General features: G+C 47.4%; 23 protein-coding genes. 9 read left to right on the top strand and 14 right to left on the bottom strand.

The window, feature by feature from the left end; translation table 11 throughout:
- Positions 1-115: 115 nt before the first annotated feature.
- Positions 116-2,011: an NAD(+) synthase gene (gene nadE / locus SATMO3_RS14120; RefSeq protein ID WP_371381407.1), complete on the top strand. Its 1,896-nt coding sequence runs from the start codon at positions 116-118 to the stop codon at positions 2,009-2,011.
- Between the two features lie 118 nt (positions 2,012-2,129).
- On the opposite strand, the gene SATMO3_RS14115 is transcribed toward nadE, so the two are convergent.
- The 5 genes from SATMO3_RS14115 to SATMO3_RS14095 all read right to left on the bottom strand — a co-directional run bounded on the left by SATMO3_RS14115 (position 2,130) and on the right by SATMO3_RS14095 (position 5,047).
- Positions 2,130-2,489, bottom strand: a complete 360-nt coding sequence (locus SATMO3_RS14115; protein WP_371381406.1) for a zinc ribbon domain-containing protein — start codon at positions 2,487-2,489, stop codon at positions 2,130-2,132.
- A 19-nt stretch (positions 2,490-2,508) separates the two neighbouring features.
- Positions 2,509-3,105, bottom strand: coding sequence for a hypothetical protein (locus SATMO3_RS14110; RefSeq protein WP_371381405.1), 597 nt, complete (start codon positions 3,103-3,105; stop codon positions 2,509-2,511).
- Positions 3,098-4,057, bottom strand: a complete 960-nt coding sequence (locus tag SATMO3_RS14105) for a hypothetical protein (protein ID WP_371381404.1) — start codon at positions 4,055-4,057, stop codon at positions 3,098-3,100. The genes SATMO3_RS14110 and SATMO3_RS14105 overlap by 8 nt, the downstream gene beginning before the upstream one ends.
- A 184-nt stretch (positions 4,058-4,241) precedes the next feature.
- Entirely contained in the window at positions 4,242-4,514 is a 273-nt protein-coding gene (locus SATMO3_RS14100; protein ID WP_371381403.1) for a hypothetical protein, read from the bottom strand.
- Between the two features lie 218 nt (positions 4,515-4,732).
- Entirely contained in the window at positions 4,733-5,047 is a 315-nt protein-coding gene (locus SATMO3_RS14095; RefSeq protein WP_371381402.1) for a pyrimidine/purine nucleoside phosphorylase, read from the bottom strand.
- Positions 5,048-5,685: 638 nt separating this feature from the next.
- Between SATMO3_RS14095 and SATMO3_RS14090 the strand changes: the two genes are divergently transcribed.
- Positions 5,686-6,600: a dihydrodipicolinate synthase family protein gene (locus SATMO3_RS14090; protein ID WP_371381401.1), complete on the top strand. Its 915-nt coding sequence runs from the start codon at positions 5,686-5,688 to the stop codon at positions 6,598-6,600.
- Between the two features lie 52 nt (positions 6,601-6,652).
- Here SATMO3_RS14090 and SATMO3_RS14085 read toward each other — a convergent pair whose 3' ends face one another.
- From SATMO3_RS14085 to SATMO3_RS14045, 9 genes are all read right to left on the bottom strand, one after another.
- Positions 6,653-7,777: an ABC transporter permease gene (locus SATMO3_RS14085; RefSeq protein WP_371381400.1), complete on the bottom strand. Its 1,125-nt coding sequence runs from the start codon at positions 7,775-7,777 to the stop codon at positions 6,653-6,655.
- On the bottom strand, positions 7,774-8,679 hold the full coding sequence (locus SATMO3_RS14080) for an ABC transporter ATP-binding protein (RefSeq protein ID WP_371381399.1): 906 nt from the start codon (positions 8,677-8,679) through the stop codon (positions 7,774-7,776). The genes SATMO3_RS14085 and SATMO3_RS14080 overlap by 4 nt, the downstream gene beginning before the upstream one ends.
- On the bottom strand, positions 8,676-9,581 hold the full coding sequence (locus SATMO3_RS14075) for an ATP-binding cassette domain-containing protein (protein ID WP_371381398.1): 906 nt from the start codon (positions 9,579-9,581) through the stop codon (positions 8,676-8,678). Before SATMO3_RS14075 ends, SATMO3_RS14080 begins: the two co-directional genes overlap by 4 nt.
- Positions 9,578-10,555, bottom strand: a complete 978-nt coding sequence (locus SATMO3_RS14070; RefSeq protein ID WP_371381397.1) for an HlyD family secretion protein — start codon at positions 10,553-10,555, stop codon at positions 9,578-9,580. The genes SATMO3_RS14075 and SATMO3_RS14070 overlap by 4 nt, the downstream gene beginning before the upstream one ends.
- Positions 10,542-11,144 carry a TetR/AcrR family transcriptional regulator gene (locus SATMO3_RS14065; RefSeq protein WP_371381396.1) on the bottom strand — a complete coding sequence of 201 codons (603 nt, stop codon included), beginning with the start codon at positions 11,142-11,144 and terminating at the stop codon, positions 10,542-10,544. Before SATMO3_RS14065 ends, SATMO3_RS14070 begins: the two co-directional genes overlap by 14 nt.
- A 154-nt stretch (positions 11,145-11,298) precedes the next feature.
- Positions 11,299-12,606: a DUF429 domain-containing protein gene (locus tag SATMO3_RS14060; RefSeq protein WP_371381395.1), complete on the bottom strand. Its 1,308-nt coding sequence runs from the start codon at positions 12,604-12,606 to the stop codon at positions 11,299-11,301.
- A 206-nt stretch (positions 12,607-12,812) separates the two neighbouring features.
- On the bottom strand, positions 12,813-14,054 hold the full coding sequence (locus SATMO3_RS14055; RefSeq protein ID WP_371381394.1) for an LL-diaminopimelate aminotransferase: 1,242 nt from the start codon (positions 14,052-14,054) through the stop codon (positions 12,813-12,815).
- Between the two features lie 62 nt (positions 14,055-14,116).
- A complete protein-coding gene (locus SATMO3_RS14050; protein ID WP_371381393.1) occupies positions 14,117-14,587 on the bottom strand; it encodes a MarR family winged helix-turn-helix transcriptional regulator in 471 nt (156 codons plus the stop codon).
- 142 nt (positions 14,588-14,729) lie between these two features.
- Positions 14,730-15,539: a D-alanyl-D-alanine carboxypeptidase family protein gene (locus SATMO3_RS14045; RefSeq protein WP_371381392.1), complete on the bottom strand. Its 810-nt coding sequence runs from the start codon at positions 15,537-15,539 to the stop codon at positions 14,730-14,732.
- A 277-nt stretch (positions 15,540-15,816) separates the two neighbouring features.
- Between SATMO3_RS14045 and SATMO3_RS14040 the strand changes: the two genes are divergently transcribed.
- The 7 genes from SATMO3_RS14040 (at position 15,817) to SATMO3_RS14010 (ending at position 23,096) form a co-directional block, all read left to right on the top strand.
- Positions 15,817-16,749 carry an ABC transporter permease gene (locus tag SATMO3_RS14040; protein ID WP_371381391.1) on the top strand — a complete coding sequence of 311 codons (933 nt, stop codon included), beginning with the start codon at positions 15,817-15,819 and terminating at the stop codon, positions 16,747-16,749.
- A 4-nt stretch (positions 16,750-16,753) separates the two neighbouring features.
- Positions 16,754-17,665, top strand: coding sequence for an ABC transporter permease (locus tag SATMO3_RS14035; protein WP_371381390.1), 912 nt, complete (start codon positions 16,754-16,756; stop codon positions 17,663-17,665).
- A 9-nt stretch (positions 17,666-17,674) separates the two neighbouring features.
- Positions 17,675-18,691: an ABC transporter ATP-binding protein gene (locus SATMO3_RS14030; protein ID WP_371381389.1), complete on the top strand. Its 1,017-nt coding sequence runs from the start codon at positions 17,675-17,677 to the stop codon at positions 18,689-18,691.
- On the top strand, positions 18,678-19,643 hold the full coding sequence (locus tag SATMO3_RS14025; RefSeq protein WP_371381388.1) for an ABC transporter ATP-binding protein: 966 nt from the start codon (positions 18,678-18,680) through the stop codon (positions 19,641-19,643). Before SATMO3_RS14030 ends, SATMO3_RS14025 begins: the two co-directional genes overlap by 14 nt.
- Before the next feature lie 41 nt (positions 19,644-19,684).
- Positions 19,685-20,464 (top strand): serine hydrolase, encoded by a 780-nt coding sequence (locus tag SATMO3_RS14020; RefSeq protein WP_371381387.1) that lies wholly within the window; start codon positions 19,685-19,687, stop codon positions 20,462-20,464.
- Between the two features lie 12 nt (positions 20,465-20,476).
- Positions 20,477-22,078 (top strand): peptide ABC transporter substrate-binding protein, encoded by a 1,602-nt coding sequence (locus tag SATMO3_RS14015; protein ID WP_371381386.1) that lies wholly within the window; start codon positions 20,477-20,479, stop codon positions 22,076-22,078.
- A 70-nt stretch (positions 22,079-22,148) separates the two neighbouring features.
- Positions 22,149-23,096 carry an LD-carboxypeptidase gene (locus SATMO3_RS14010; RefSeq protein ID WP_371381385.1) on the top strand — a complete coding sequence of 316 codons (948 nt, stop codon included), beginning with the start codon at positions 22,149-22,151 and terminating at the stop codon, positions 23,094-23,096.
- Positions 23,097-23,170 lie beyond the last annotated feature (74 nt).

Raw genomic sequence — 23,170 nt, 5'->3', positions numbered from 1 at the left:
TGAATTTCCTTTCGCAAATAAAAACTGCTCAAATTGCATCATTTAGAAGGACAAGCAATGCTTGACAGCGAAAGGAACACAGCATGTTAATTGTACGATTTGAGGTGAATACTTTTTGCTCAAAATTGCTTTAGGCCAAATAGAAGTAATTCCTGGCAGACCAGATCTTAATACCGGCAGAATGCTGTCTATGATTGCCGAAGCTCGCAAAGAGCAGGCTGATATGATTATTTTTCCGGAAATGTCTATTCCCGGTTACCTATTGGGAGACATTTGGGAACAGCAGGCTTATTTACGCGACTGTGAAGCTTTTGGCCGGGAGGTAATCTCTGCTGCCCAACATATCTGCGTTATTTTCGGTAACGTGGCCATTAATTGGGAAAAGCGCGGCGATGATGGCCGGGTCCGGAAGCATAATGCCTGTTTTATTGCGCAGAATGGCCGTCTTATTGGCACCCGCATTAAAACCCTGCATCCCAATTATCGTGAATTTGATGATACCCGTCATTTTTTCAGTTTAAGAAAACTGGCCCTGGAACGAAAACAGGATATCGAAACATTACTGGAGCCTGTAAAAGTAATTATTAAGGGCGAGGAATACAACTTAGGTTGTATTATTTGTGAAGATGGCTGGAATGATGATTACAGCGTCGATCCAATTGCCGCGCTCACTGCTGACGGCCGGAGCGATCTCCTAATTAATATTTCCAGTTCTCCGTTTACTCTTGGCAAAAACAATAAGCGCAACCGGGTGTTTTCCAAACAGGCCCAGGAAGCTGGCATTCCCCTAATCTATGTCAATAATACCGGGTTGCAGAACAACGGCAAAACAGTCTATACATTTGACGGGTTCAGTACGGTATACAACAGTAACGGCCAAATCATCGCCTACTGCCAACCCTTTACAGAAAAGCTCGAGTACATCCAACTTGATATTGCTGCCGGCGGCCAGTCCCTGGGGCCGGTCAACGTACCCGATGATTTTACCATTGACAGCCTGCATCAGTGTATCAGCTACGGTGTAAAAAAGTTTCTCCAGGCTATTAATATGAACAAGGTCGTGATCGGAGTATCGGGCGGAATTGACTCGGCCGTATGCGCCGCACTGTATGCCAGCATACTTAATCCGGCGGATATTCTCCTGGTCAACATGCCTAGCCGCTTCAATTCACAAACAACCAAGGATTTGTCCTATCAATTAGCGCAAAATCTGGGTTGTCTCTACACGGTTATGCCAATTGAACAGTCTGTTGAACATACGGCAGCTCAAATTAGCGACGCCCGGATTACCGATTTGTCCAGCGGCAGACAAAACAAGCTGGCGGTAAGTTCTTTTGTTCTGGAAAACATTCAGGCCCGTGACCGTTCATCACGTTTACTGGCAGGTATTGCGGCGGCCTTCGGCGGCGGTTTCACCTGTAATGCCAATAAAAGTGAGCTGACCGTGGGCTACTCTACTCTTTACGGTGATCAGGCCGGTTTCCTAGCCGCTCTGGCCGACCTATGGAAACATCAGGTCTACCAATTGGCGCAATACCTGAACACCAGCATTTTTAGGCGTGAAGTAATACCCCAGGCGACTATAGATTTAGTGCCAAGTGCTGAGCTTTCTTTCGACCAGTCGGTTGATGAGGGCAAAGGCGATCCGATTATGTACGCCTACCATGATTATTTATATCGGGCTTTTATGGAATATTGGAACAGAACTACACCTGAGGACATTTTAGCATGGTATAGCCAGGGCAGTGAGCTACTTGAGCAAAAACTTGGCTGTGCACCCGGTCTGGTCGATAAGTTATTTCCTGGTCCCCGTCAATTTGTCGAAGACCTGGAACGCTGGTGGCGACTATATACCGGCATGGGTGTGGCCAAACGGATTCAAGCTCCGCCTGTCTTAGCAGTTAGCCGGCGGGCTTATGGCTTTGACCATCGCGAAGCACAAAACAGTGTCTATTTTACCCAAGAATATATAAAGCTTAAGAACAGATTATTATCAGAAACGCTTGGCTAACTACAATAGTAAGGAAAACACGCCCTGCCCACTTGCATCGGCAAATTATCTATTGCGAAATGTATATATAGGAAAACAAAAAACGCGGATGCATTTTTCAGTGCGTCCGCGTTCATTATTATTTAACCAGCGTCCGTAACAGCCAATAAGCAATCAGTATCACGCCTCCCACCAGCAAAAAAAACATCAGCATCGGGAGAAAAAAGAATACTAAAAGCGCCAGCACGGCAGCTATTGCCAGTTTACTGAGCCAACTTGAAGAATCAAAGGCAAGGTTAATTTGTTTTACCCGTATTTTTTCGTCTGCTCCGCCCCCTCCATACTGGCGGCGGCTGTCGCGATTTTCTTCCTCAATGGTAATTCCGTTAAAGCTGTCACGATCCTGGCGGCTTAACACAGTAACCTCCATTTCGTGACCGCAATGCAGGCACTTTCCCGCCCCGGCTTCAATTTGCTCGCCGCAATTGGGACATTTCACGTTTTACACCTCCTGATGCTTACTGTAAGTCATACAGCAAGGAGACAATGCCTTCTTCACTCAAATAGCGCGGATCGTATTTTTCCAGTTTCAGTACCTGGTATATCTTAGTCTTATTTGCACTTATACTCGACTTACCTACCGCCATCTCTTCCGCCAGTGTCTCTGCCGACATTTCAGATTCACCATTGTTCAACTGAGAATATGCCTGAATAATTGCTGCTGCCCAGGCGGCCGGTTTACGTACATTTATTGTTTCTATGCCGGAAAAATCCTGCCACATCTTTTTAGCTAAAATGGTGTCATGCTGTGAATAACCAAATTTCAGCATAAAAACTTCAATCAATTCCATGACAATTACATTTACAGTCTTATCACCGGCGGCCGGCTGAGGAAAGCTGCGTTCAACCTGCGTATAGGAAGTTACATTTACTCTGGCCCAGGTTGCCAGCAGATCGATAGTATGCCGCACGGCATTTGCGTGCCGGCCGACAAAATCTTCCCAGGCAGCTCCCGGTTGCTGCAGCTCCAACATAGCTTTCTGGCGAAAGATCTCTTCCTTTATTCGCCGGCGAAGATTATTGCTTATCTCAACACTGGTAATGAAATTAATCATTACCAGTTCGCTTTCTTCTTCGTCGCAAAAAAACATGCCCATAAAACAGCAGTCTTTTTACAAGCTTATAGTCGAAGTTAGGATTGGGCAGCCGGAACTTCTCTTCTGTCAGTAAATTAACACACTCAACCCAATCCTGATTGATTACACTTTCAACATAAAATACTGTGAACTTAGCGCCCATAAGCTCGCGGAGTATTTTCTGCTCCTCCCCGGCCAGCTTGTCGCTATAATCGATATTAAACTGGACAAGCGGCGTCCGGTCATTAGACAGTAAATGATAGTCGAACAGAAAGTAATCCCAAAAGCCCAACCAAAATTCATCATCATTCTCATCTTCCGGCATTTGTCCCAGCGGTCCCAGAAAAAGCATTAACGCGCGATCAAAATCCTCGACAAAAGATTCTTGTTGAAAATAGGCGCTAAACTTAAGCATAAGACGTTCAACAGCCTCTCCGACAATTCTGCCGATATCTTTGGGAACTGTAAGCGGCGATTTTACCGGTAATTCGCCCTGCTCATCCCCTTCTTCAATAAACCGCAGCCGTTTGCCGCCTGTCATGTATTCTGCCGCTTGCTCAAGCTCTGCCGCGCTTGAAATGATCCTCTTGGCTATAAGATAGTTGTAAAACTCTTGCAAAATATTAAAAAGATGCCTCACCGTCTGTATATTAGGCTTAAAGCCGTCAATTTGCACAATCATCCATTCCACTGCCAGACTGTACTCAGATGCCATTATTTCGTCAAGGGTATTCTCCCCTGAATACGCCAGATAGGAAATAAACATATGAAGATTACGCCACGTATCCCGCAAACCCTCATCACTGTCTCCTTGCCAGGCCTTCTGACGCAAAAACCCGTCCACCCATTCGCGTTTTACAGCAAAATCCCATTCGAGTTTTTCCTCAAAATATACCCGGACTTCATCATAAACATTTTTTATATTGGTCATTATTAGTAATTTACTCCTTTAAGCACTTTAACGAACCTAATTATAACACGTTTACCCCTTGTAACCAATAGTCCGCTTGCTTGTTCGGAATACTCTTCCAAAATTAGGTATTTATGTACATTATACTATAAAGCAAAAAATCCCCCAATACTATTTTGGGAGATTTGATTTCCGGTTTTCTTGGCTATAATTCCCCAATGAGCAAAATTGCTCTGCCCAATTCCTGCCCTGCCGGCGGCTCAGACCAGTCAAAGTAAAAATAAGTCTGACGGACTTCGGCAAACGCAGAATGTCTGCGCCACAAATAAGGCGGCTGGCCAAAGACTACTATATATTCACCGGCTTCTTGATATACAATCGCTTGTACATTTTGGTCAGGCTGCAATTCCAAATAGTCAGCTGCCCCTCGGTAATCCGCCAGCTCAACTACTTTACCCATAACAGCCTTATTCGTCATACCATCAACTACCTTCTATGTTCTTACGGTTTAAAGCTATACTTAGTGTAACCGGTCCGCATAAAAATTATAATTCAGCCGCTGGTTGAAAATGCGGGCGGCGAACAGGCGATAGCAAAACCGGCCGGCACCAGTACCGGCAATTAACAACGCAGATAAAAAAGGCAGCGCCGTACACGGCGCCGCCTTTTTTCGCAAGTTCCAGCTATTCCAGACTTTTATTCTTTATAAGAACAACAATAATCAACAACAGTCATGACTTTGAGTTTGAATTTTGAATTGGCAGGCACATCAAAAGTTTCTCCCCGCTTATATGTACGCCATGCATCCTGCCCCGGCAGCAGCACATCCATCTCACCGGCCAGCATTTCCATAACTTCTGCCGCTGCTGTGCCAAACTCATATTCACCCGGCAGCATAATACCCAATGTTTTACGGCTGCCATCGTGAAATAACACGGTACGACTTGTCACCTTGCCGTCAAAATATATGTTAGCCTGTTTTATTACCGATACATTTTCAAAACTTGTCATAAGTATTATCCCCCTATACCTTTTGTTACAATTAGTCACCTGTATTACATAAAAGTTCGCTATTGTGTAATTTTTTCCTGCCATAATTTTGTAGCCTGTTAAACAAAAACTCTTTTGTTATTCATCCCGCCGGGATAAAAAACAAAAGAGTTCTGCCTGATCAGACAACGCTTTATGCTTTCGAATTCTGCTGCCAGGTTGCTATGAGCGTAACCGCCCGGCAAAGGAACAAGGACCCAAACAAAAACCAAACCAAAGCAGACTCAATAACGGCTGTCCGGAACATTTTTTCACCTCCTCTCTAAGTGGGCATATCACCAAAATAAAAAAACATAAAACAGTAAGGGCTAGATTTAGTCCTTTTATGCTTTATGCCTCTCTCTATTCTCTGGCAAATATGGTCAAAATACAATTTGACTTTGTTCAAATTGTAACATAGTTTTATGAATTCTGTCAATAATCTCCAGCTCATTCTCACCTATAGCAATCGCCATTATTGTTTCACATGGTGAACTTTAATACTGTATGGTAACTCTTGTAAAGAATTAATGATATAATCAAACTGCAATTAATAGTACACCTATTGTGAAAATTATTTTGACGGACATTTTATATAAAATAACTTGGGGGAATGTACAGTGACCACACCTGTATTCAAAGGAATTATCCCGCCGGTACCAACTATCCTTACCCGTGAGGGACAACTTGATAAGGCCGGGATGGGACGCATGATTGATCACTTGATTGCCAGCGGCGTCGATGTTTTATTTTTCCTGGGAAGCGCCGGGGAATTTAGTCAAATGTCCAGCGGCATGCGCAAAGAGGTAGCCGAATTTTGCGTAACATATACCAACCATCGCCTCCCCGTTTTAATTGGCATTGCCTCTCCGTCAACGGCCGAAGCTATCAACTTTGGTCTTCACGCTAAAGCGATCAAGGCAGACGGGACTGTTTTAGTCAACCCCTATTATGCTCTTTTGCAAGAAGAAAATATATATAGCTTTTATAAGCAAGTAGCCGAAGCCGTAGATCTGCCGATTATCCTCTATAATTTTCCGGCCCTCACCAACCAGGATCTCAGCCCTGCGCTTGTAAAACGCCTGGCGCTCGATTTTCCGAACATTGTGGGGATAAAGGATACGGTAGATACTATCCGTCACATTCGTGATGTAATTCTTGCCGTTAAGGCAGTACGCCCTGATTTCGCCGTTTTTGCCGGCTTTGATGAATACCTTCTGGATACCCTGATTATTGGCGGTGACGGCGGTTTCCCTTCCAGCGCCAATTTTGCCCCATACCTTACAAACGGAATTTACCGCGCCTTCCAGGAAAAAGACGGTGGCCGGTTAATCGAACTACAAAAACTATTGTCTTATGTTCCGCCTATTTTTGCGCTGGAATCGCCTTTTTACAGTGTTGTAAAAGAAGCTGTTAGAATGTCGGGTATCGATATCCCGACTTATGTTCTGCCACCGGCGGCTCAGTTAACCGGAGAAAAAATAGAGCTGGCAAAAGAAGTTCTGGCTAAACTCGGTGTACTTAAACAGGCATAGGTTGCTAAAAAAGAAAGCCGCATCCGGTCCGGACGCGGCTTTGGCAATATTCTTAGGCAATTTTTTTCTGAAATTTTATGATACTAATCGATAAGGCGGCCAGGATATAGACAATAAGGGCTAAAACCTGGGACCATAAGAAATTGATCCCGATTCCCTTAAGCACGATGCCCCGTAGGATTTCCAGATAAAAGGTCAGCGGCAGCAAATGCCCCAGTTGGTAAAACAATTGCGGCATGGCATCCCTGGGAAACATAAAGCCGGATAAAAGCACACTGGGCAAAAATACAAAAAAGGACATTTGCATGGCCTGCATCTGAGTTTTTGCCACTGTCGAGATGAGTACACCCAAAGACAGGGATGCTATGATAAACAAAGTCGTCAGGCCATATAACAGGCTGAGGCTGCCTCTAAGCGGCACATCAAAGACAAGCACCCCAACCAACAGCGCCAGAGTTACCTGTACATAACCTACGATGATATAAGGGATAATTTTTCCCAGCATTAATTCATAGGTTTTCATGGGCGTTACAATCAATTGCTCCAGCGTGCCTCGTTCCCGTTCGCGGACAATGGCCATGGAAGTGATCATAACCATAGTCATGGTAAGAACAATCCCCAATATTCCCGGTACCATATAAAACGGCGAAATAAAATCCGGATTATACCAGGGCCTGATGCGAATATCAATTGGAGCCGTAATCTGTTTTCCAAGCGATCCCTGCAGGCGCTGTACCAGTAACTCCTGCGACCGCAGCTGGCCAATCATCTGGGCCGAAGCTATGGCCGAGGATGCGGCCATGGAATCGGAGGCGTCAACAATAACCTGTACTGTGGCGCTGCGGCCATGTTTTATATTATCTGTATAGTCAGGCGGAATAATAATTCCTACCTTGGCTTTGCCGCTTTCAACAGCCTTGGTAATTTCCTGGTAGCTTTTGGCCGTATATTTTACTTCAAAGTATTCACTGGCCTGAAAAGCGGCCAGCAAATCCCGCCCTTCCTGCTGGAGTGACTGATCAAAAACAATGGTCGAGAGGTGTTTTACATCGGTATTAATCGCAAAACCAAACAATAAAAGCTGCACAATCGGCAGACCTACCATCATGGCAAAAGTCAGCCGGTCCCGGCGCATTTGAATAAACTCTTTAATCAGCAAGGCTCTAAGCCGAATCATACTACCAGCTCCTTGCGTTTTGATTTAACATAATATACAAAAATATCTTCAAGCGACGGCGTAATTATATTATACGCATACGCTTGATAATCGGACAGGCGCTCTTCGCTGACCAGGGCATGCACGCTGGTTCCGTAAGGATACAAGTCTAACACTTCCAGGTGCTTTCCTGTGAGGTCGGTAAACAGGCCCATAGGGTCCTGGGTGGGGAGTTCAAGTAATAGTCCCGGCAGGTTTTGCTTAAGGTTGGCCGGGGTGTCGTCAGCAATCAGGCATCCTTCGTAAATAAAGCCTATATAATCACAGTGTTCGGCTTCGTCCATAAAATGGGTTGTAACCATAACTGTAGTCCCCTGCTGTGAAAGATCGTAAATAATATCCCAAAACATACGGCGGGATTTCGGATCAACGCCGCCTGTAGGTTCATCCAAAAACAAAATCGCCGGTTTATGAAGAATAGAGCAGCCTAGCGCCAGCCGCTGCTTCCAGCCTCCGGCCAAATTTGCCGTCATTTCCTGCCGCCTGTCCTTAAGTCCGGCCATTTCCAGCATGACATCGATTCGCTCTTTCCGTCCACTGGCAGACATACTGTATAAACCGGCGTAAAATTCCAGATTCTCAACAACGGTAAGATCGTCATAGAGACTGAATTTTTGCGACATATAGCCGATATGTTCTTTAATGGCCTCCCCCTGAGCAGCCAGGTCCAGTCCCAAAATACGGCCGGTTCCGCTTGTCGGTGTGAGAATCCCGCATAACATGCGAATGGTGGTTGATTTTCCTGAACCGTTTGGCCCTAAAAATCCATATATACTCCCTTGCTTTATTGTCAGGCTGACCTTATTAACGGCAACAAAATCACCAAAGACACGAGTAAGGTCTTCTGTTTCTATTACATTCATGACGCACCTTCTTTCTCAGCAAGGTGAACAAAAATATCCTCTAAGGTTGGGGTAATTTCCTGTAAGCTGTAATGCTGGATACCGGCATTTCTCAGCGCTGCTTCGACAGACGCACTAACACCGGTATCGGATCCGCTAACCAAATGATACCTGTCGCCGAACGCGTTTATATCCAGAATAGGACAATCAGCCAAAATTTGCTTAAGCTGTTTTCCGGCCGCCTTAAGCTCGAACAGCCGGTAGGGATAGCCGGCTTTCAATTGCGCCGGAGCGTCACAGGCGACAATGCGGCCCTGGCTCATAAACGCAACTTCGGTGCAAAGCTCTGCTTCGTCCATATAAGGAGTGGAGACGAAAATAGTCATGCCTTCTTTATTAAGACGGTATAGCATCTGCCAGAACTCGCGGCGGGAAACCGGATCAACGCCGGTGGTCGGCTCATCCAGAAAAAAAATTTTGGGACGGTGCATCAGCCCGGCAGCCAACGCCAGCTTCTGCTTCATGCCGCCGGAAAGATTATCTGCCAAGCGGTCTTTAAACGGCAGCAGGTTGGTAAAAGTCAGTATTTCTGTTGCCAGCGCATGCACCCGCTCATCATTTGCGCCGTATAAAGCGCCAATGACCCGGATATTCTCCATTACGGTAAGATCACCATACAGACTGAACTTTTGCGGAACATAGCCAATTTGTTCTTTAACCGTTTCGCTGTTATCACTGCCCAGTAGCTGTATTTGTCCTGCTGTAGGACTCATTATGCCCGTAATCATGCGGATGGTTGTTGTTTTACCTGCGCCATCAGGCCCGACCAGTCCAAAAATAGCCCCTGCTTTAACTGTCAGGCTGAGATTCCTGACAGCCGTCAGTTGACCAAAACATTTGGTTACATTACTCAGGCTAATCATTTCAGCACCACATCGGCCGGCATTCCCGGCTTTAGGCTTCCCTCGGAATTATCTACTTTAACTTTGACGGCAAATACCAAGTTAGCGCGTTCACTCTGCGTAATACTCTGGCGTGGTGTAAATTCGGCATTTTGACTGATTTCTTTAATAGTTCCCTTAAATACCCTGTCAGGGAAGGAATCCACTTTCACGGCTGCTTCCTGCCCGACAGCAATTAAACCTAAGTGAGTACTGGGCACATATACCTTCACCCAGCAATCAGACATATCGCCAACAGTCAGAATAGCCGCACCGGGATTAACATACTCCCCGTCTTCAAAATTTTTCGACAGAATCAAACCTCCCAGCGGGCTGATCACAACGGTATCTTCCAGCAGTACCTTACTGGCTGCCAGCACCGCCTTACTCCGTTCCACTTCCAGACGCTGCGCTGCAATTGTTTCCGGCCTGCTCCCTTCTTCCCCCATACTCAACCGCTCTTTGGCCGCAGTCAACGAGCTATAAGCCACTTCCATATTTGAGCGGGCTGCGTCCAATTGCTGGGTGGAAATAGCGCCTGTGGCATAAAGGCTTTGATAGCGCTCAAAATCTTGTTTTGCTTTAACATATACCGAGTTGGCCGAATCAACCGTTGCGCCAAGCTCCTGCCTTTCCTGCCGGCGCAGGCCGGATTCCAGGTCCTGCAACTGAGCAACGGCCTTGGCCAAAGCGGCTTCATCCCTAACTACCTGCGCCGCCAAATCAGCCCTGACGATTTTTGCTATTGGCTGACCGGCCTGTACAGGATCGCCTGCTTTTACCGCCAAGCCGGTCAAATACCCGTTCACTTTCGGCATGACATCAGCCCTTGTTATCTCAATTGTACCTGTGGCAGTAATTCCTGTTGCCGCCGGTTTAAGATAGTTATAGCCGGCCGCTCCGGCGATAACGGCAATAATCAAAATACCCGCGAACAGTTTTTTATTGGCGATCATATTGTTTCACCCCATTCAAAAAAATGTCAACCGCCTGCAAAACATACTGCGCATCCTGTTCAGCACCGCCTGAAACAAAATGCCGGGAAATAGGCCGGGAAATAAAGTAGAAATTCATTATGCCGGCCAAAGCCAGAGCTGCTGTCTTTACATCAATGTCCTGGCGCAATTCCCCGGCGGCAATCCCCTCATTGAGAGTATCTGTCAGAAAATCGAAGATACGTTCAATGTACTTGCGGATGACAGGTTCGAAAAACCGGGACGGGTTCAGAATTTCCCCCATAAGGAATTTCGTGAGAAAAGGCATTTTATGATGTACATTCGCTACATGACTGGCATAGCTGACAATCTTCACCTCTGCCGGATCCTTGCTGTCTGTCACTGTGTCCAGGATTGCGCCAATTGGCGCAAACTGCGCCTCCAGGACAGCAGAATAAAGACCTTCCTTGCCGCCAAAATAGTAAGAAATCAAAGCGCTGTTAGCTCCTGCTTCTTTTGCTACTTCCCGGATAGACACACCGGTCAATCCTTTTTGGGCAAACAGTTTTTCCCCGGCGGCAACCAGCTTTTCTCTTACATCCTTTTCCATGAGCCACCTCCTCTTATTTAATAAGTTCATGCTAAAATTCAATTAATCAATCGATTAATTGAATTTTAGCATGAACTCTCCTCTTTTGTCCAGAAAATTATGTAAGATCAGAAAAGCCGGCTAAACAAAAAGGAAATCTGCCTCTGTACAGAGTTCAGATTTCCTCATCACACCGGGGATATACCACTTCCATCGGCAATCCCTGCCGATCCTTGGCCGGCTGTGCGGGAATCGATGCGAAGCCGGTTTTTAGCCCGATACTTCCCATGACCGCAAGCACCATGGCATCCAGAAAATCGTCGAGCAAGCGCTGTGGGTAATGCGCTATAATTTCATCCAGGGCGTTATCGGCTTTACTAAAGAATTGTCTAAGCACCGAGCGGCGCTCACCTAAGCCAGCTTCCTCACTTTTTTTGCTCATAAGCGGCCGACCGGCATTTAGGATCGCAAAACCATATTCGGGATGCGATTCAGAGAGTCGCCCGATATATTGCGGATGGTTGCGCAAAAACTCATCGACCTGACGAATTTTGCCGCTAAAACCCAGGGACTGTTCAGACAGACTCTTTTTAAGCACAGCCTGATTGATAGTCTTGGCGGTTTGTTTATCCTGACAATAAACGGCCTGCCGGCACGGCGTGTTAAATACACTGGAAGATTTCCCTTTTAGCCTGCGCCGCAGTTCACTGTCAGGCCTCGCCGCATCCTCCGCCTGTGTTTCGGGCAGACCGATCGGAATATCGATGAGCAGGCAGGCCGCAGCATGATGATCAGCCATTATATCAGCAATTGCGGGATAGACCGCATAACCATAATCACCGGTTTCTTCTATCCAAAAAGCAGCCCATCCGTGATACCTGCCTGTTTTCTTGCAACTATCAATCCCAACACTCTTGCCACCCTGCTTCCCTTTCTCCTGACTTCGCGCCAACTGAGCGGCAAGCAGCAGAAATTCATGTTCAACTTCCCGCATGCTCCGCTCGTCAAAGTCAAGAGACGCTGACAATTCGGGGCAAGTTTCCAAAATACCCTGATAGTGCAATTGCTTAAACTCATGGTGGAGCAAGGCATTATCAATATCGCCAATATGTCTGCATTCTTCTGCAGTAAGGTCGCGTATGCCGAATTTTTCATAAATAACCTGCTGAAGCTTACGTTCTATACGTTTATACTCATCCAAATAATATTTAACCGGTCTCGTTATATCCGAAATGTACGCTTCGCTTGCATCGTGCAGAAGACAGGCCAGCTGCAGCCGGTCAGACAAGCCGCGTGCTTTGGCCTCCCGCGCACAGTTAACGGAATGCTGAGCGACACTATAAAACGTTTTGAAATGGCCATTGGCCCGGCACATTTGTGATAATGCATGGGCGATGTCTTCAAGCATTACTTTATCAGCCTCAGGGTCCAGCGGATAAAAAAGCGTGTTGGTGTATGTCAGAATTGCGTTCTCCCGTTTCATTGAAATATTAATCTCCTTGAACTAAATTCTCCTGCTAGGAAAAACTTTACCTTACTCAATATTAGCAATTTGACATCAGGGCGTAAAACACCTACACGCTTTTACAGAAAGTAAAAAATGCCGAAGAGCGGACTGTCCGCCACCAATCTGCTATAATACTGCCGGCATGCTGTATAACCAGTTGTACAATAACCTGAAATAATTATTCAAAAGAGTAAATCAAGCTCGGATAGACGTTTTTTTACTTCAGCCATAACCTGCTGTTCGGCCGCTTCATCCCCGGCTTCAAAGGTAACGGAAAAACGGACATAAGAACCGGCATCATCCCAGGGAACAGTCGCAATTAGTTTTTTCTCAATGAGATATTCGGAAAACTGTTCGGCCGATCTAAAGACATAGCCGTTTTTAGTGCCCTGGGGAATCCGGGCATACAAATAAAAAGAGGCTCCGGGCTTTTTGACCGAAAAACCGATACCTGTCAATACATCCACCAGCATATCATGCCGCCGCGAGTACTTGGCGGCCGTTCTTACGGTTATTTCCGGGTGTTCAAGGCAGTAAATACCGGCTTTTTGAATAGCGGCGAATTGTCCGGAATCCTGATTATCCTTGACTGCCGCCAAGGCTTTGACAACTAAAGCGTTGCCGCAAATAAAGGCTAAACGCCAGCCGGTCATATTATAGGCCTTTGATAGGGAATGGATTTCCACGCCCACCTCTTTCGCCCCATCCACCGACAAAAAACTCAACGGCTTTTCCGGTCCGAAAGTAAGCGCGGCATAAGCCGCATCTGCCACAACAATAATGTTATGCTTTCTGGCGAAATGCACTACCTTCCTGTAAAACTCCCTGGTGGCCGTTGCGCCGGTCGGGTTGTTCGGATAATTAATATATAAGAGTTTAGCCTTCCGACACTGCTCAGACGAAAGTGAATCCAGATCAGGTAGAAAATTGTTCTCTTCCACCAGAGGCAGGTTTATAACCTCTCCCTGAACCGCTTTCGTCATAGTGCCGATAACCGGATAGCCGGGAACAGTCATCAGCGTAATATCCCCCGGATTGATAAATGCCAAAGGCAGCATCGCCAAAATGGACTTCGAGCCGATACCATGATTAATTTCCTTTTCCGGATCTAAACCGGCAACCTGGTAAACCGATTGCATATAACGGACTGCCGCATCTTTAAAAGCCTGCAGTCCGTTATCGGTATACCCCCTGTTCTCCCGGGACCGTGCTTCCCTGCATAAGCTCTCAACCACTTCCGGGTCCGCCATCCAGTCAGGTTCGCCCACTCCTAAGTCGATTAGTTCAACACCAGGGTTATTTGTTATTGCCAGTTTTTTTGCCTGTTTAAATTTCTCGAATTTATACAAAATCGTACTTTGACCAAACTGCTCTCCGCCAATGCGGTCGGCAAATAACTGTTGGATAAAGTTGTCATCTCGCATCGCCTTACCTCCTTTTATTTATCAGTAATATATTTGTATGATACAAATATTATTTATAAAGACTAAGCGTCTTTATTACCGGCTTGCACAACAGCCGTTAACAACTGTTGTGTTGCACTCATAACTTCCCGTACATGACCGGCCGGGAGCAGCGAAATGATATTTTGATAATAACTGTGAATGCTGTTACGTAACTTAATTGCTTCCCGCCGGCCTGCTTCGGTTAATAAAGCCTCTACAATGCGTTTATCTCTTGGGGAACGCGTGCGCACCACCAGGCCATCCCGGACCAGATTATCCATAATCCTCGTTATGGTACTGATTTCCAAACCCATCTTAAGACTGATTTCGTTGATTGTCATGGATTCAGCTTTTAAAATCTCCAGTAAAATATAACATTGCGAGCTTGTGAAGCCATGTGTTCTAATTTGCTGACGCTCAAGCACCTGGCAGGTTCGCACCGTCTGTCTCAGTAATTCACCTATGTCTTCAATGCAACGATTATATTTATCAGGATCTTCGTAATTGGTCATTTTTGGCATCACTCCAATAATTATATTTGTATCATACAAATATAATTACTGTCAAGTTAAATATAGAGGGGACTAATATATTTATAGGACAGGCACCCGTCAGTTTCCTGGTGTCCTGCCCTATTCTCCTATTTTAAATTAATTATAATCCAAGCTGCTGAAATCCATAATTTAAAAGCTGAGCAGCATCATCCCAGCGCTCTTCGCTGTTTAGCACAACAGCAATCAACTCAACATCATTTCTTTTGGCAGAAGCAACCACACATTCACCTGCCGCATTAGTAAACCCGGTTTTTACACCATTGGCGCCGTTATATGTAGTAAGCAATTTATTGGTATTTCTGGCATGGGTAACACTGCTTCTGTTCAAAAAATGAACGTCATAATTGCGGGTTGCAACAATATTGGCAAACACCGGATTTTTTAACCCGTAAGCGGTAATCAGCGCCAGATCATAGGCTGTAGTAAAATGATTAACAGGATCAGGCAAGCCATGAGGATTGCTGAAGTGAGTGCGTGTTGCGCCGATTTTTTCTGCCTCCTCATTCATTTTTTTTACAAACGCAGGTATCGAACCGGCTACACTTTCGGCTACCGCCTCTGCGGCATCATTGCCTGAGACCAGCATCAGTCCGTATAAAGCTTCCTGCAGCTTGAGCCTGTCCCCGGATCTTAAATCAAGACTTGAGCCTTCACAAATTGCCGCCTTCGGGCTGACAACAACGACACTGTCCGGATTGCCTGCTTCGAGTGCGGTAATCAGAGTCATAATCTTAGTGGTACTTGCCGGATACATAATGCTGTCGGCATTCTTGGTATACAGGACCCGCTTATCGCTTGCATTCATGACAATAGCAGCTTCTGCCGCCACCTGCGGCTCAACCGCCGCAAACACGATCTGACCCCAGGTTAGCATCGTGAGGCACAAGATGAGTGGTATCTTTTTGATCATTGAATAGTTCTCCCCAATATTATGTCAGTAGAAATTCACAGCCAAAATTCCCTCCTGCACGCCAATGAATTCTACATAGATGCATGAACTCCTCCCTCATTTCTTAAGTCAAAATGAATAATTTTGCAGCAGGGCAGGTATCGCCGTCAGGAGTTTTACCGTCAATATCGGCCCATAATATGTTTATGATTTACTGTGAAAATCGAAGAACGAAAAAGGGATCAGGATAAAGGAAGCGAATATATGCTCTTATCTGCTTCCAAAGGGGTGTATAAGCTTGTTCAGATATACGCTGAACCGTATTTTTAGTTCTCTGCTTGTTTTGTTCGCAATTATTTCAGTTACCTTTGTGCTCATGCATGCTATCCCCGGCGGCCCCTTTACCAATGAAAAAAACATTCCAGCCGCTGTACTAAAGAATATCGAGGAACACTACCGGATAAATGATCCATTATGGAAACAATATGTTGATTATTTAGCCAGCTTAGCCCGCTTTGACCTGGGACCTTCCTTTAAATACGCCGGGCGTTCGGTCAACGATATTATTCGCGAGAGCTTTCCCGTCTCTTTTCAATTAGGCCTTGCGAGTATTGGTTTGGCTGTTCTCATGGGTATTCCCGCCGGGGCGGTTGCAGCCCTGCGTCAAAATAAATGGCAGGATTATTTAGCCATGCTGCTGGCGACGATTGGCGTGTCTGTCCCCAGTTTTGTCGTTGCCACCATGCTGGTTTATTTCCTGGCCATCAAGCTGGCATTGCTGCCCGCCGCCATGTGGGGCGGTATTGAATACATGATTATGCCTTGTCTGGCATTGGCAGCCCACCCTATGGCCTTCATCGCCCGCCTCACCCGTTCCAGCATGCTGGAAGTTCTTGCGCAGGATTATATTAAGACCGCCCGCGCCAAAGGCCTGCCGCAGTCGGTCGTTCTCTACCGCCATGCGCTCAAGAATGCCCTGATCCCGGTTGTAACCTATATTGGACCAATGTCTGCTTCCATACTTACGGGAAGCTTCATAATTGAAACCATTTTTGCCATCCCTGGCTTAGGCCGTCATTTCGTTACAAGTATCTATAACCGTGACTATACAGTAATACTTGGTATAACCATTTTTTACAGTGTATTAGTCATTGTTCTCAACTTAATTGTGGATCTTATCTATCCACGGCTTGATCCCCGGATAAAACTGCATGGAAAAGAGGAGGGCTGAAACTATGGAGCTTAATAGCGATTCTTTTACGCCGCTTGCCCGCACCGGCTCCCCGTTTTCCGCAATCCGGCCAAGCGCCACTTATAGCCAGGATGCCTGGCGGCGCCTGAAGAAAAACAAGCTGGCTATGATCAGCCTGTATGTAATTCTGTTTATAGTCACCGCCGCAATTATTGGTCCGTGGCTCTCCGGCCAGTCTTATTCTGATCAAAACCTCAGTCTGACCAACAAGCCTCCCAGCGCCGAGCACTGGTTCGGCACCGATAACCTCGGCCGCGACTTGTTTATCCGCGTTCTGTACGGTGCGCGGATTTCCTTAGCCATCGGCGTTGTCGCCAGTCTGATCAATCTGACCATTGGTGTTGTCTATGGCGGTTTGGCCGGATTACTCGGCGGCCGGACAGACCGAATCATGATGAATATTATTGATATTCTTTATGGTATCCCTGTTTTGCTCTATGTTATTTTACTGATGGTGGTTCTAAAACCGGGGCTTACCAATATTTTTATTGCCCTGGGTATCGCGTACTGGCTGGGAATGGCCCGGATTGTCCGCGGGCAGATTTTAAGTTTGAAGGAACAGGAATATGTACTGGCCGCCCGGACGCTGGGCGCAAGCACCTGGCGCATTCTCCTAAGGCACCTTGTCCCCAATTGTATGGGACCTATTATTATTACTATGACACTGGCCATACCGGAAGCCATTTTTACAGAAGCTTTCCTAAGCTTCATCGGCCTCGGCGTGGCAGCGCCTATGGCCAGTTGGGGGGTATTGGCCTCCGAGGGCGTTACCAGCCTGCGGTCTTATCCCTTCCAATTATTTTTTCCGGCCTTAGCCATCAGTATTACCATGCTGGCTTTTAATTTTCTCGGGGACGGTTTGCGTGACGCGTTGGATCCCCGTGTGCGGCGGTAAGGGGGACATATGAATCCATTGTTAACTGTACAGGAATTGGCGGTTTCTTTTGACACTTACGCCGGTGAAGTAAAGGCAGTTGATAAAATTACGTTTGAGGTTTTTCCCGGAGAGGCTGTGGGCATTGTCGGCGAATCCGGCTGCGGCAAAAGTGTAACTGCGCATGCCATTATGCGTCTGATTACTACTCCTCCGGGTAAGTTTACAAATGGCCGGATACTCTTCGCCGGTATGGATTTACTGCTAAAATCTGAAAAAGAAATGGAAAAAATCCGTGGAAATGACATAAGTATGATTTTTCAGGACCCCATGACTTCGCTCAATCCGGTACTTACAGTAGGTTTGCAAATTGCCGAGTCCCTTGAGTTGCATCAACAAATGAACAGAACGGCAGCCTACGCCCGGGCAGTGGAACTATTGCGCCTGGTAGGAATTCCCTCGCCTGAACAGCGAGTAAACAATTACCCTCATCAGTTTAGCGGGGGCATGCGGCAACGGGCTATGATTGCCATGGCTCTGGCCTGCGAACCCCAGTTGCTGATTGCCGATGAACCGACAACTGCACTGGATGTAACCATTCAGGCCCAAATTCTGGATCTGATGAAAGAGCTGCAGCAAAAACTTAACACTGCCATTATTTTTATTTCCCATGATCTTGGCGCTGTTGCCGGCCTATGCAACCGGGTTGTGGTAATGTATGCCGGTAAAATTGCCGAAACCGGAACAGCCTTGGATATCTTCCACTCGCCGCAGCATCCTTACACCTGGGCGCTTTTACAGTCGGTGCCGCGTGCGGATATAGCCCGCCAAGAGCAACTAGCCGTCATTGAAGGACAGCCGCCCGACCTGCTAAATCCGCCTGCCGGCTGCCCGTTTCATCCACGCTGCCCTCATGCCATGCGTATCTGCGCCGAGCATTATCCGCAGACGACAATACTGGCTGCGGCGCATAGTGTAAACTGTTGGCTGCAGCACCCCGGCGCTCCCAAACATCAGCGGGAGGTAGAGTCCCATGTTGCAAGGTAGTATTCTGGAAGTACGTAATCTGAAAAAATATTTTCCGGTAAATACTGATTTTTGGGGTCGGCCTACTGCCTGGTTAAAAGCAGTGGATGACATAAGCTTCGATATTGGCCGGGGAGAAACGCTGGGGCTGGTAGGTGAAAGCGGCTGCGGCAAATCTACAACCGGCCGGACAATCATACAGCTTTATCAGCCGACAGCCGGCACCATCCGGTTTAACGGCCGGCTCCTTGACCGTGAGGCCAAGGAAAAACAGCTATACCGTGATATGCAGATGGTATTTCAGGATCCCTATGCCTCACTGAACCCGCGCATGACTGTCAGGGATATCATCGGCGAGCCTTTGGACATTCACGGCCTGGCCGCAGGCAAAGAACGCGCCGAACGTATTGGGGACATTCTCAATATGGTGGGACTAAATTCTGAGTTTGCCAGCCGGTTTCCCCATGAATTCAGCGGTGGTCAGCGCCAGCGGATTGGTATTGCCCGGGCATTGGCGGTGAATCCTAGCTTTATTATCTGCGATGAACCCATATCTGCGCTGGATGTATCTATTCAGGCCCAAATCGTAAACTTATTGGAACATCTCCAGGCCAAGCTGGGACTGACCTATTTATTCATTGCCCATGATTTAGCCATGGTTAAACATATCAGTAACCGGGTAGCCGTAATGTACCTGGGGAAAATTGTCGAGATAGCCGCCAGCCAGGAATTATACAGTAAACCACAGCATCCCTATACACAGGCACTGTTGTCGGCTATACCGGTACCCGATCCGGTGGCTGAAGCCAGGAGGAAGCGCATTCTTCTCGCTGACGATGTACCCAATCCCATGCACCCTCCCTCCGGCTGCCGGTTTCGCACCCGCTGCCAGTATGCCATGCCCCGGTGCGCCAGTGAAGAACCGCCACTTGCTGACAGAGGCGCAGGCCATATGACTGCCTGCCATCTTTAGGCATACCTATTACCTGATAAGGAAGAGGAAAAGGAATCAATATGGAAGAATTACGCAATAAGATTGAGAGTATCTTATCTCACTATACCGGCCGTTGGGGAATTGTCATTATGAATCAGACCACCGGCGAAAAAATGGAGTTAAATCCTGATATGGCATTTCCGGCCGCCAGCATGATCAAGGTTCCTATTATGGTAGAAATTATGCGCCAGGCTGCAGCCGGCCTGCTCTCGCTTGATCAGAAGCTGGTCATTGACAGCGCCGCTAAGGTTGACGGCGCAGGTATTTTAAAAGAACTGCGCCCGGGGTTAACCATGACTGTCCGCGAACTGGTTACTTTGATGATCATTTTAAGTGACAACACAGCCACTAATATACTCATTGATCTTGTTGGCATGGAAGCCGTCAACCAAACCATGAGCAATCTGGGATTACAGTCGACAGTGCTCCGCCGCAGAATGATGGATTTTGCGGAGGCCCGGTCCGGCAAGGAAAATATGACTTCTGCAGCCGATTTGGCTCACCTGTTTGCCGGTATTGCCAGCGGCAGTCTCGGCTTGCCGCCCGCATACAGCGCTATCATGCTGGATATTCTAAAACGTCAGCAAATCCGCGATAAACTGCCGTTTTACTGGCCGGAGGAACTTGTGATCGCTCACAAAACAGGAACATTGCCGGGAGCCGAGCATGACGGCGGAATTTTATATTTACCCGGCGGCCCTTACGTGGTATGTGTTCTCGCAGCCGGGCTTAAAGAAAATTATTTAGGATTGCAAATGGTTGCCAGTATAGGCAAATGCCTATATGATCACATATCTTAAGGAGGAATGATAATGTCTTGTAAAAAACTATGGGCAGTCTTGCTTACAGTGACAATGCTGCTGACTGTAACGGCAGGCTGCGGTAAATCAGGTACCGGCGGCAACGAACAGGTACTCCGCTATGCCTTGGAGGCCGAACCGGCCACTCTGGACCCTGCTAGATCTACGGCCATTCCCGAATCATTGGTTGAACTTCAAATCTTTGAGGGTCTAACCCGCCTGGATGCCAAAGATCAGCCAGGACCGGGGGTTGCCGAAAAATGGGAAGTGTCAGCCGATGGCCTGCGCTACATCTTTCATCTGCGGGCCAATGCCAAGTGGTCTAACGGCGAACCGGTCACCGCACACGATTTCGCCTTTGCCTGGAAGCGGGCTTTAAGCCCGGAAGTAGCCTCAGAAAACGCCTATATGCTGTTTCCTTTAAAAAACGGGCAGTCCTATAACGAAAAAAAGGCAACCGCCGACCAGGTGGGAATAAAAGTTATTGACGACCGTACCCTGGAAGTAACCCTGGAAAAGCCCACTGCCTACTTCCTGAGTCTCGTTGCCTTCCATGCCTTTTATCCGCTGCACCAAAAGACGGTAACCGCTAGTCCGGACAAATGGGCTAACGAAGTAAATACGCTCATTGGCAATGGTCCGTTTAAAATCAGCAATTGGGTACACAGCGGCAAAATCGAATTTATCAAAAACGACCAGTACTGGGATGCCGCCGCCGTTAAGCTGGCTAAGATGGAATGGCCTGTCAGCGATTCCCAGACCACCCGGCTGGCCATGGTTGAAAATAATCAGGTTGATATGATGGTAGAGCCGCCTGTTGTGGAACATGACCGGCTTACCCAGGCAGGATTACTCAAAATCTCCCCTTACTTGGGACTATATTACTATGTATTTAATACCCAAAAGGCCCCCTTTGACAAAGTTCAGGTCCGTAAAGCCTTCGCCCAGGCCATTAACCGGGAGATGCTGGTCAAAAACGTCATCAAAGGCGGTAAAAAGCCGGCCTATGCCTGGGTTGCACCCGGTCTTACCAATCCGGTTACCGGTAAGGATTTCCGGGAGGAAGGCGGTAATTACGCCTTAGAAGACCCTGTGCAGGCCAAAAAACTGCTTGCTGACGCCGGTTATGCCAATGGCAACGGCCTGCCGCCTGTTACTGTTTTATTCAACACCGGCGAACTGCATAAAGCCATTGCCGAGGCCGTTCAGGAAATGTGGAAACAAAATCTGGGAATAACAGTTAACTTAACCAATCAGGAGTCCAAGGTATTCCTGGAATCGCGTAATCAGGGTGATTTTCAGGTGGCCCGGGCGTCCTGGGTCGGTGACTATGCAGATCCCATGACCTTCATGGACGTATTTTACGACCCGGATAACGATGCAAACTATAATAATCCTGCCTATAACCGCCTTATTGAACAGGCCAAGTCCACAAATGACCAGCAGGTCCGGATGCAGGCCATGCATGACGCCGAGAAAATCCTCTTTGAAGATGCGGTGATTATTCCCATTTATTACACCACCCAGCCCTTTATCGCCAAACCCTATGTCAAAGGCTATTTCTGGTCGGTACTTGGCTTAGCCGACTTTAAAACGGCTTACATAGAGAAATAAATAAAATTCGGGATATGCCGTCTACTGCGTGCATATCCCTTTTAATGATACTTAACAAGGAGATGACGGTATGAATTCCATCCCTCGGATTAAGCCCCGGCGACTTAAGGCTGGGGCTACCCTTGGCGTACTGGCTCCCGCCAGTCCCGGCGCGGCGGAGTTTGCCTCAGCCGGCGTACAGTATCTGACAGCTCAGGGATTTCAAATCCGGCTGGGCAAATCGGTAAATCAGGAGGAAGGCTACCTCTCAGGTACGGATGCCCTGCGAGCCGCCGATATAAACAACATGTTCGCCGATCCCGCTATTGACGGCATCATTTGTCTGCGTGGCGGCTACGGCACTATGCGCTTATTGGAACTTTTAAATTATGAACTGATCAAAAAAAACCCCAAGATTTTCATGGGATATAGCGACATTACCGCCCTGCACACCAGTATCGGCCAACGTACCGGTCTTGTTACCTTCCACGGGCCTATGGTTGCCTCCGATATGGGCAAAGACTTCCCAGACTACTCGGCGGATTATCTCTGGCGAGCCCTCACGCTCGCCGGGCCGCTAGGCCCTATTGCCAATCCGCTCCTCAGTCCTGCCGCCGAATTTATTTCTCCCGGAACGGCCAATGGCTGCTTAACCGGCGGTAACTTGACTCTCCTTGCGGCCACGCTGGGAACCCCTTATGAAATTGACACCTGTGGTAAAATTCTCTGCCTGGAAGAAGTCGGTGAAGCCCCTTACCGTATTGACCGGCTGCTGACGCAGTTGCTGCTGGCCGGCAAACTACAGGCTGCAGCCGGCATTGTATTTGATGTTTGCGCCGATTGTGACGCTGAAGCAAAACCGCCCAGCTTCACAGTTGAGGAGGTCTTGCGGGATCGCCTGGGCGGACTAAACAAACCGGTCCTCATTAATTTACATTTTGGCCATACTGCCGAAAAAGCCACCCTTCCTTTCGGGGTTATGGCCACCTTGGAAGAGCAAAGCGGGCTAATCATAACCGAAACAGCCACAGAGGGCTAAACAAATAGACAAAGGTATACCTGTCATTGCGAGCGATAGCGGCAATCTTGCTCTTCGTCCACGTTGCAGCCGTC

The organism is Sporomusa aerivorans (assembly GCF_041428895.1).
Classification (GTDB): domain Bacteria; phylum Bacillota; class Negativicutes; order Sporomusales; family Sporomusaceae; genus Sporomusa; species Sporomusa aerivorans.
Note: the sequence above shows the minus strand (reverse complement) of the source record. Positions and strands in the feature narration are given on the sequence as shown.

Bases quoted from the DNA above. Each gene is read 5' to 3' on its own strand.
- SATMO3_RS14110 (WP_371381405.1), bottom strand. From the start codon at position 3,105: ATGATTAATTTCATTACCAGTGTTGAGATAAGCAATAATCTTCGCCGG.
- SATMO3_RS14105 (WP_371381404.1), bottom strand. From the start codon at position 4,057: ATGACCAATATAAAAAATGTTTATGATGAAGTCCGGGTATATTTTGAG.
- SATMO3_RS14100 (WP_371381403.1), bottom strand. From the start codon at position 4,514: ATGACGAATAAGGCTGTTATGGGTAAAGTAGTTGAGCTGGCGGATTAC.
- SATMO3_RS14095 (WP_371381402.1), bottom strand. From the start codon at position 5,047: ATGACAAGTTTTGAAAATGTATCGGTAATAAAACAGGCTAACATATAT.
- SATMO3_RS14085 (WP_371381400.1), bottom strand. From the start codon at position 7,777: ATGATTCGGCTTAGAGCCTTGCTGATTAAAGAGTTTATTCAAATGCGC.
- SATMO3_RS14080 (WP_371381399.1), bottom strand. From the start codon at position 8,679: ATGAATGTAATAGAAACAGAAGACCTTACTCGTGTCTTTGGTGATTTT.
- SATMO3_RS14075 (WP_371381398.1), bottom strand. From the start codon at position 9,581: ATGATTAGCCTGAGTAATGTAACCAAATGTTTTGGTCAACTGACGGCT.
- SATMO3_RS14070 (WP_371381397.1), bottom strand. From the start codon at position 10,555: ATGATCGCCAATAAAAAACTGTTCGCGGGTATTTTGATTATTGCCGTT.
- SATMO3_RS14065 (WP_371381396.1), bottom strand. From the start codon at position 11,144: ATGGAAAAGGATGTAAGAGAAAAGCTGGTTGCCGCCGGGGAAAAACTG.
- SATMO3_RS14060 (WP_371381395.1), bottom strand. From the start codon at position 12,606: ATGAAACGGGAGAACGCAATTCTGACATACACCAACACGCTTTTTTAT.
- SATMO3_RS14055 (WP_371381394.1), bottom strand. From the start codon at position 14,054: ATGCGAGATGACAACTTTATCCAACAGTTATTTGCCGACCGCATTGGC.
- SATMO3_RS14050 (WP_371381393.1), bottom strand. From the start codon at position 14,587: ATGACCAATTACGAAGATCCTGATAAATATAATCGTTGCATTGAAGAC.
- SATMO3_RS14045 (WP_371381392.1), bottom strand. From the start codon at position 15,539: ATGATCAAAAAGATACCACTCATCTTGTGCCTCACGATGCTAACCTGG.
- SATMO3_RS14035 (WP_371381390.1), top strand. From the start codon at position 16,754: ATGGAGCTTAATAGCGATTCTTTTACGCCGCTTGCCCGCACCGGCTCC.
- SATMO3_RS14030 (WP_371381389.1), top strand. From the start codon at position 17,675: ATGAATCCATTGTTAACTGTACAGGAATTGGCGGTTTCTTTTGACACT.
- SATMO3_RS14025 (WP_371381388.1), top strand. From the start codon at position 18,678: ATGTTGCAAGGTAGTATTCTGGAAGTACGTAATCTGAAAAAATATTTT.
- SATMO3_RS14020 (WP_371381387.1), top strand. From the start codon at position 19,685: ATGGAAGAATTACGCAATAAGATTGAGAGTATCTTATCTCACTATACC.
- SATMO3_RS14015 (WP_371381386.1), top strand. From the start codon at position 20,477: ATGTCTTGTAAAAAACTATGGGCAGTCTTGCTTACAGTGACAATGCTG.
- SATMO3_RS14010 (WP_371381385.1), top strand. From the start codon at position 22,149: ATGAATTCCATCCCTCGGATTAAGCCCCGGCGACTTAAGGCTGGGGCT.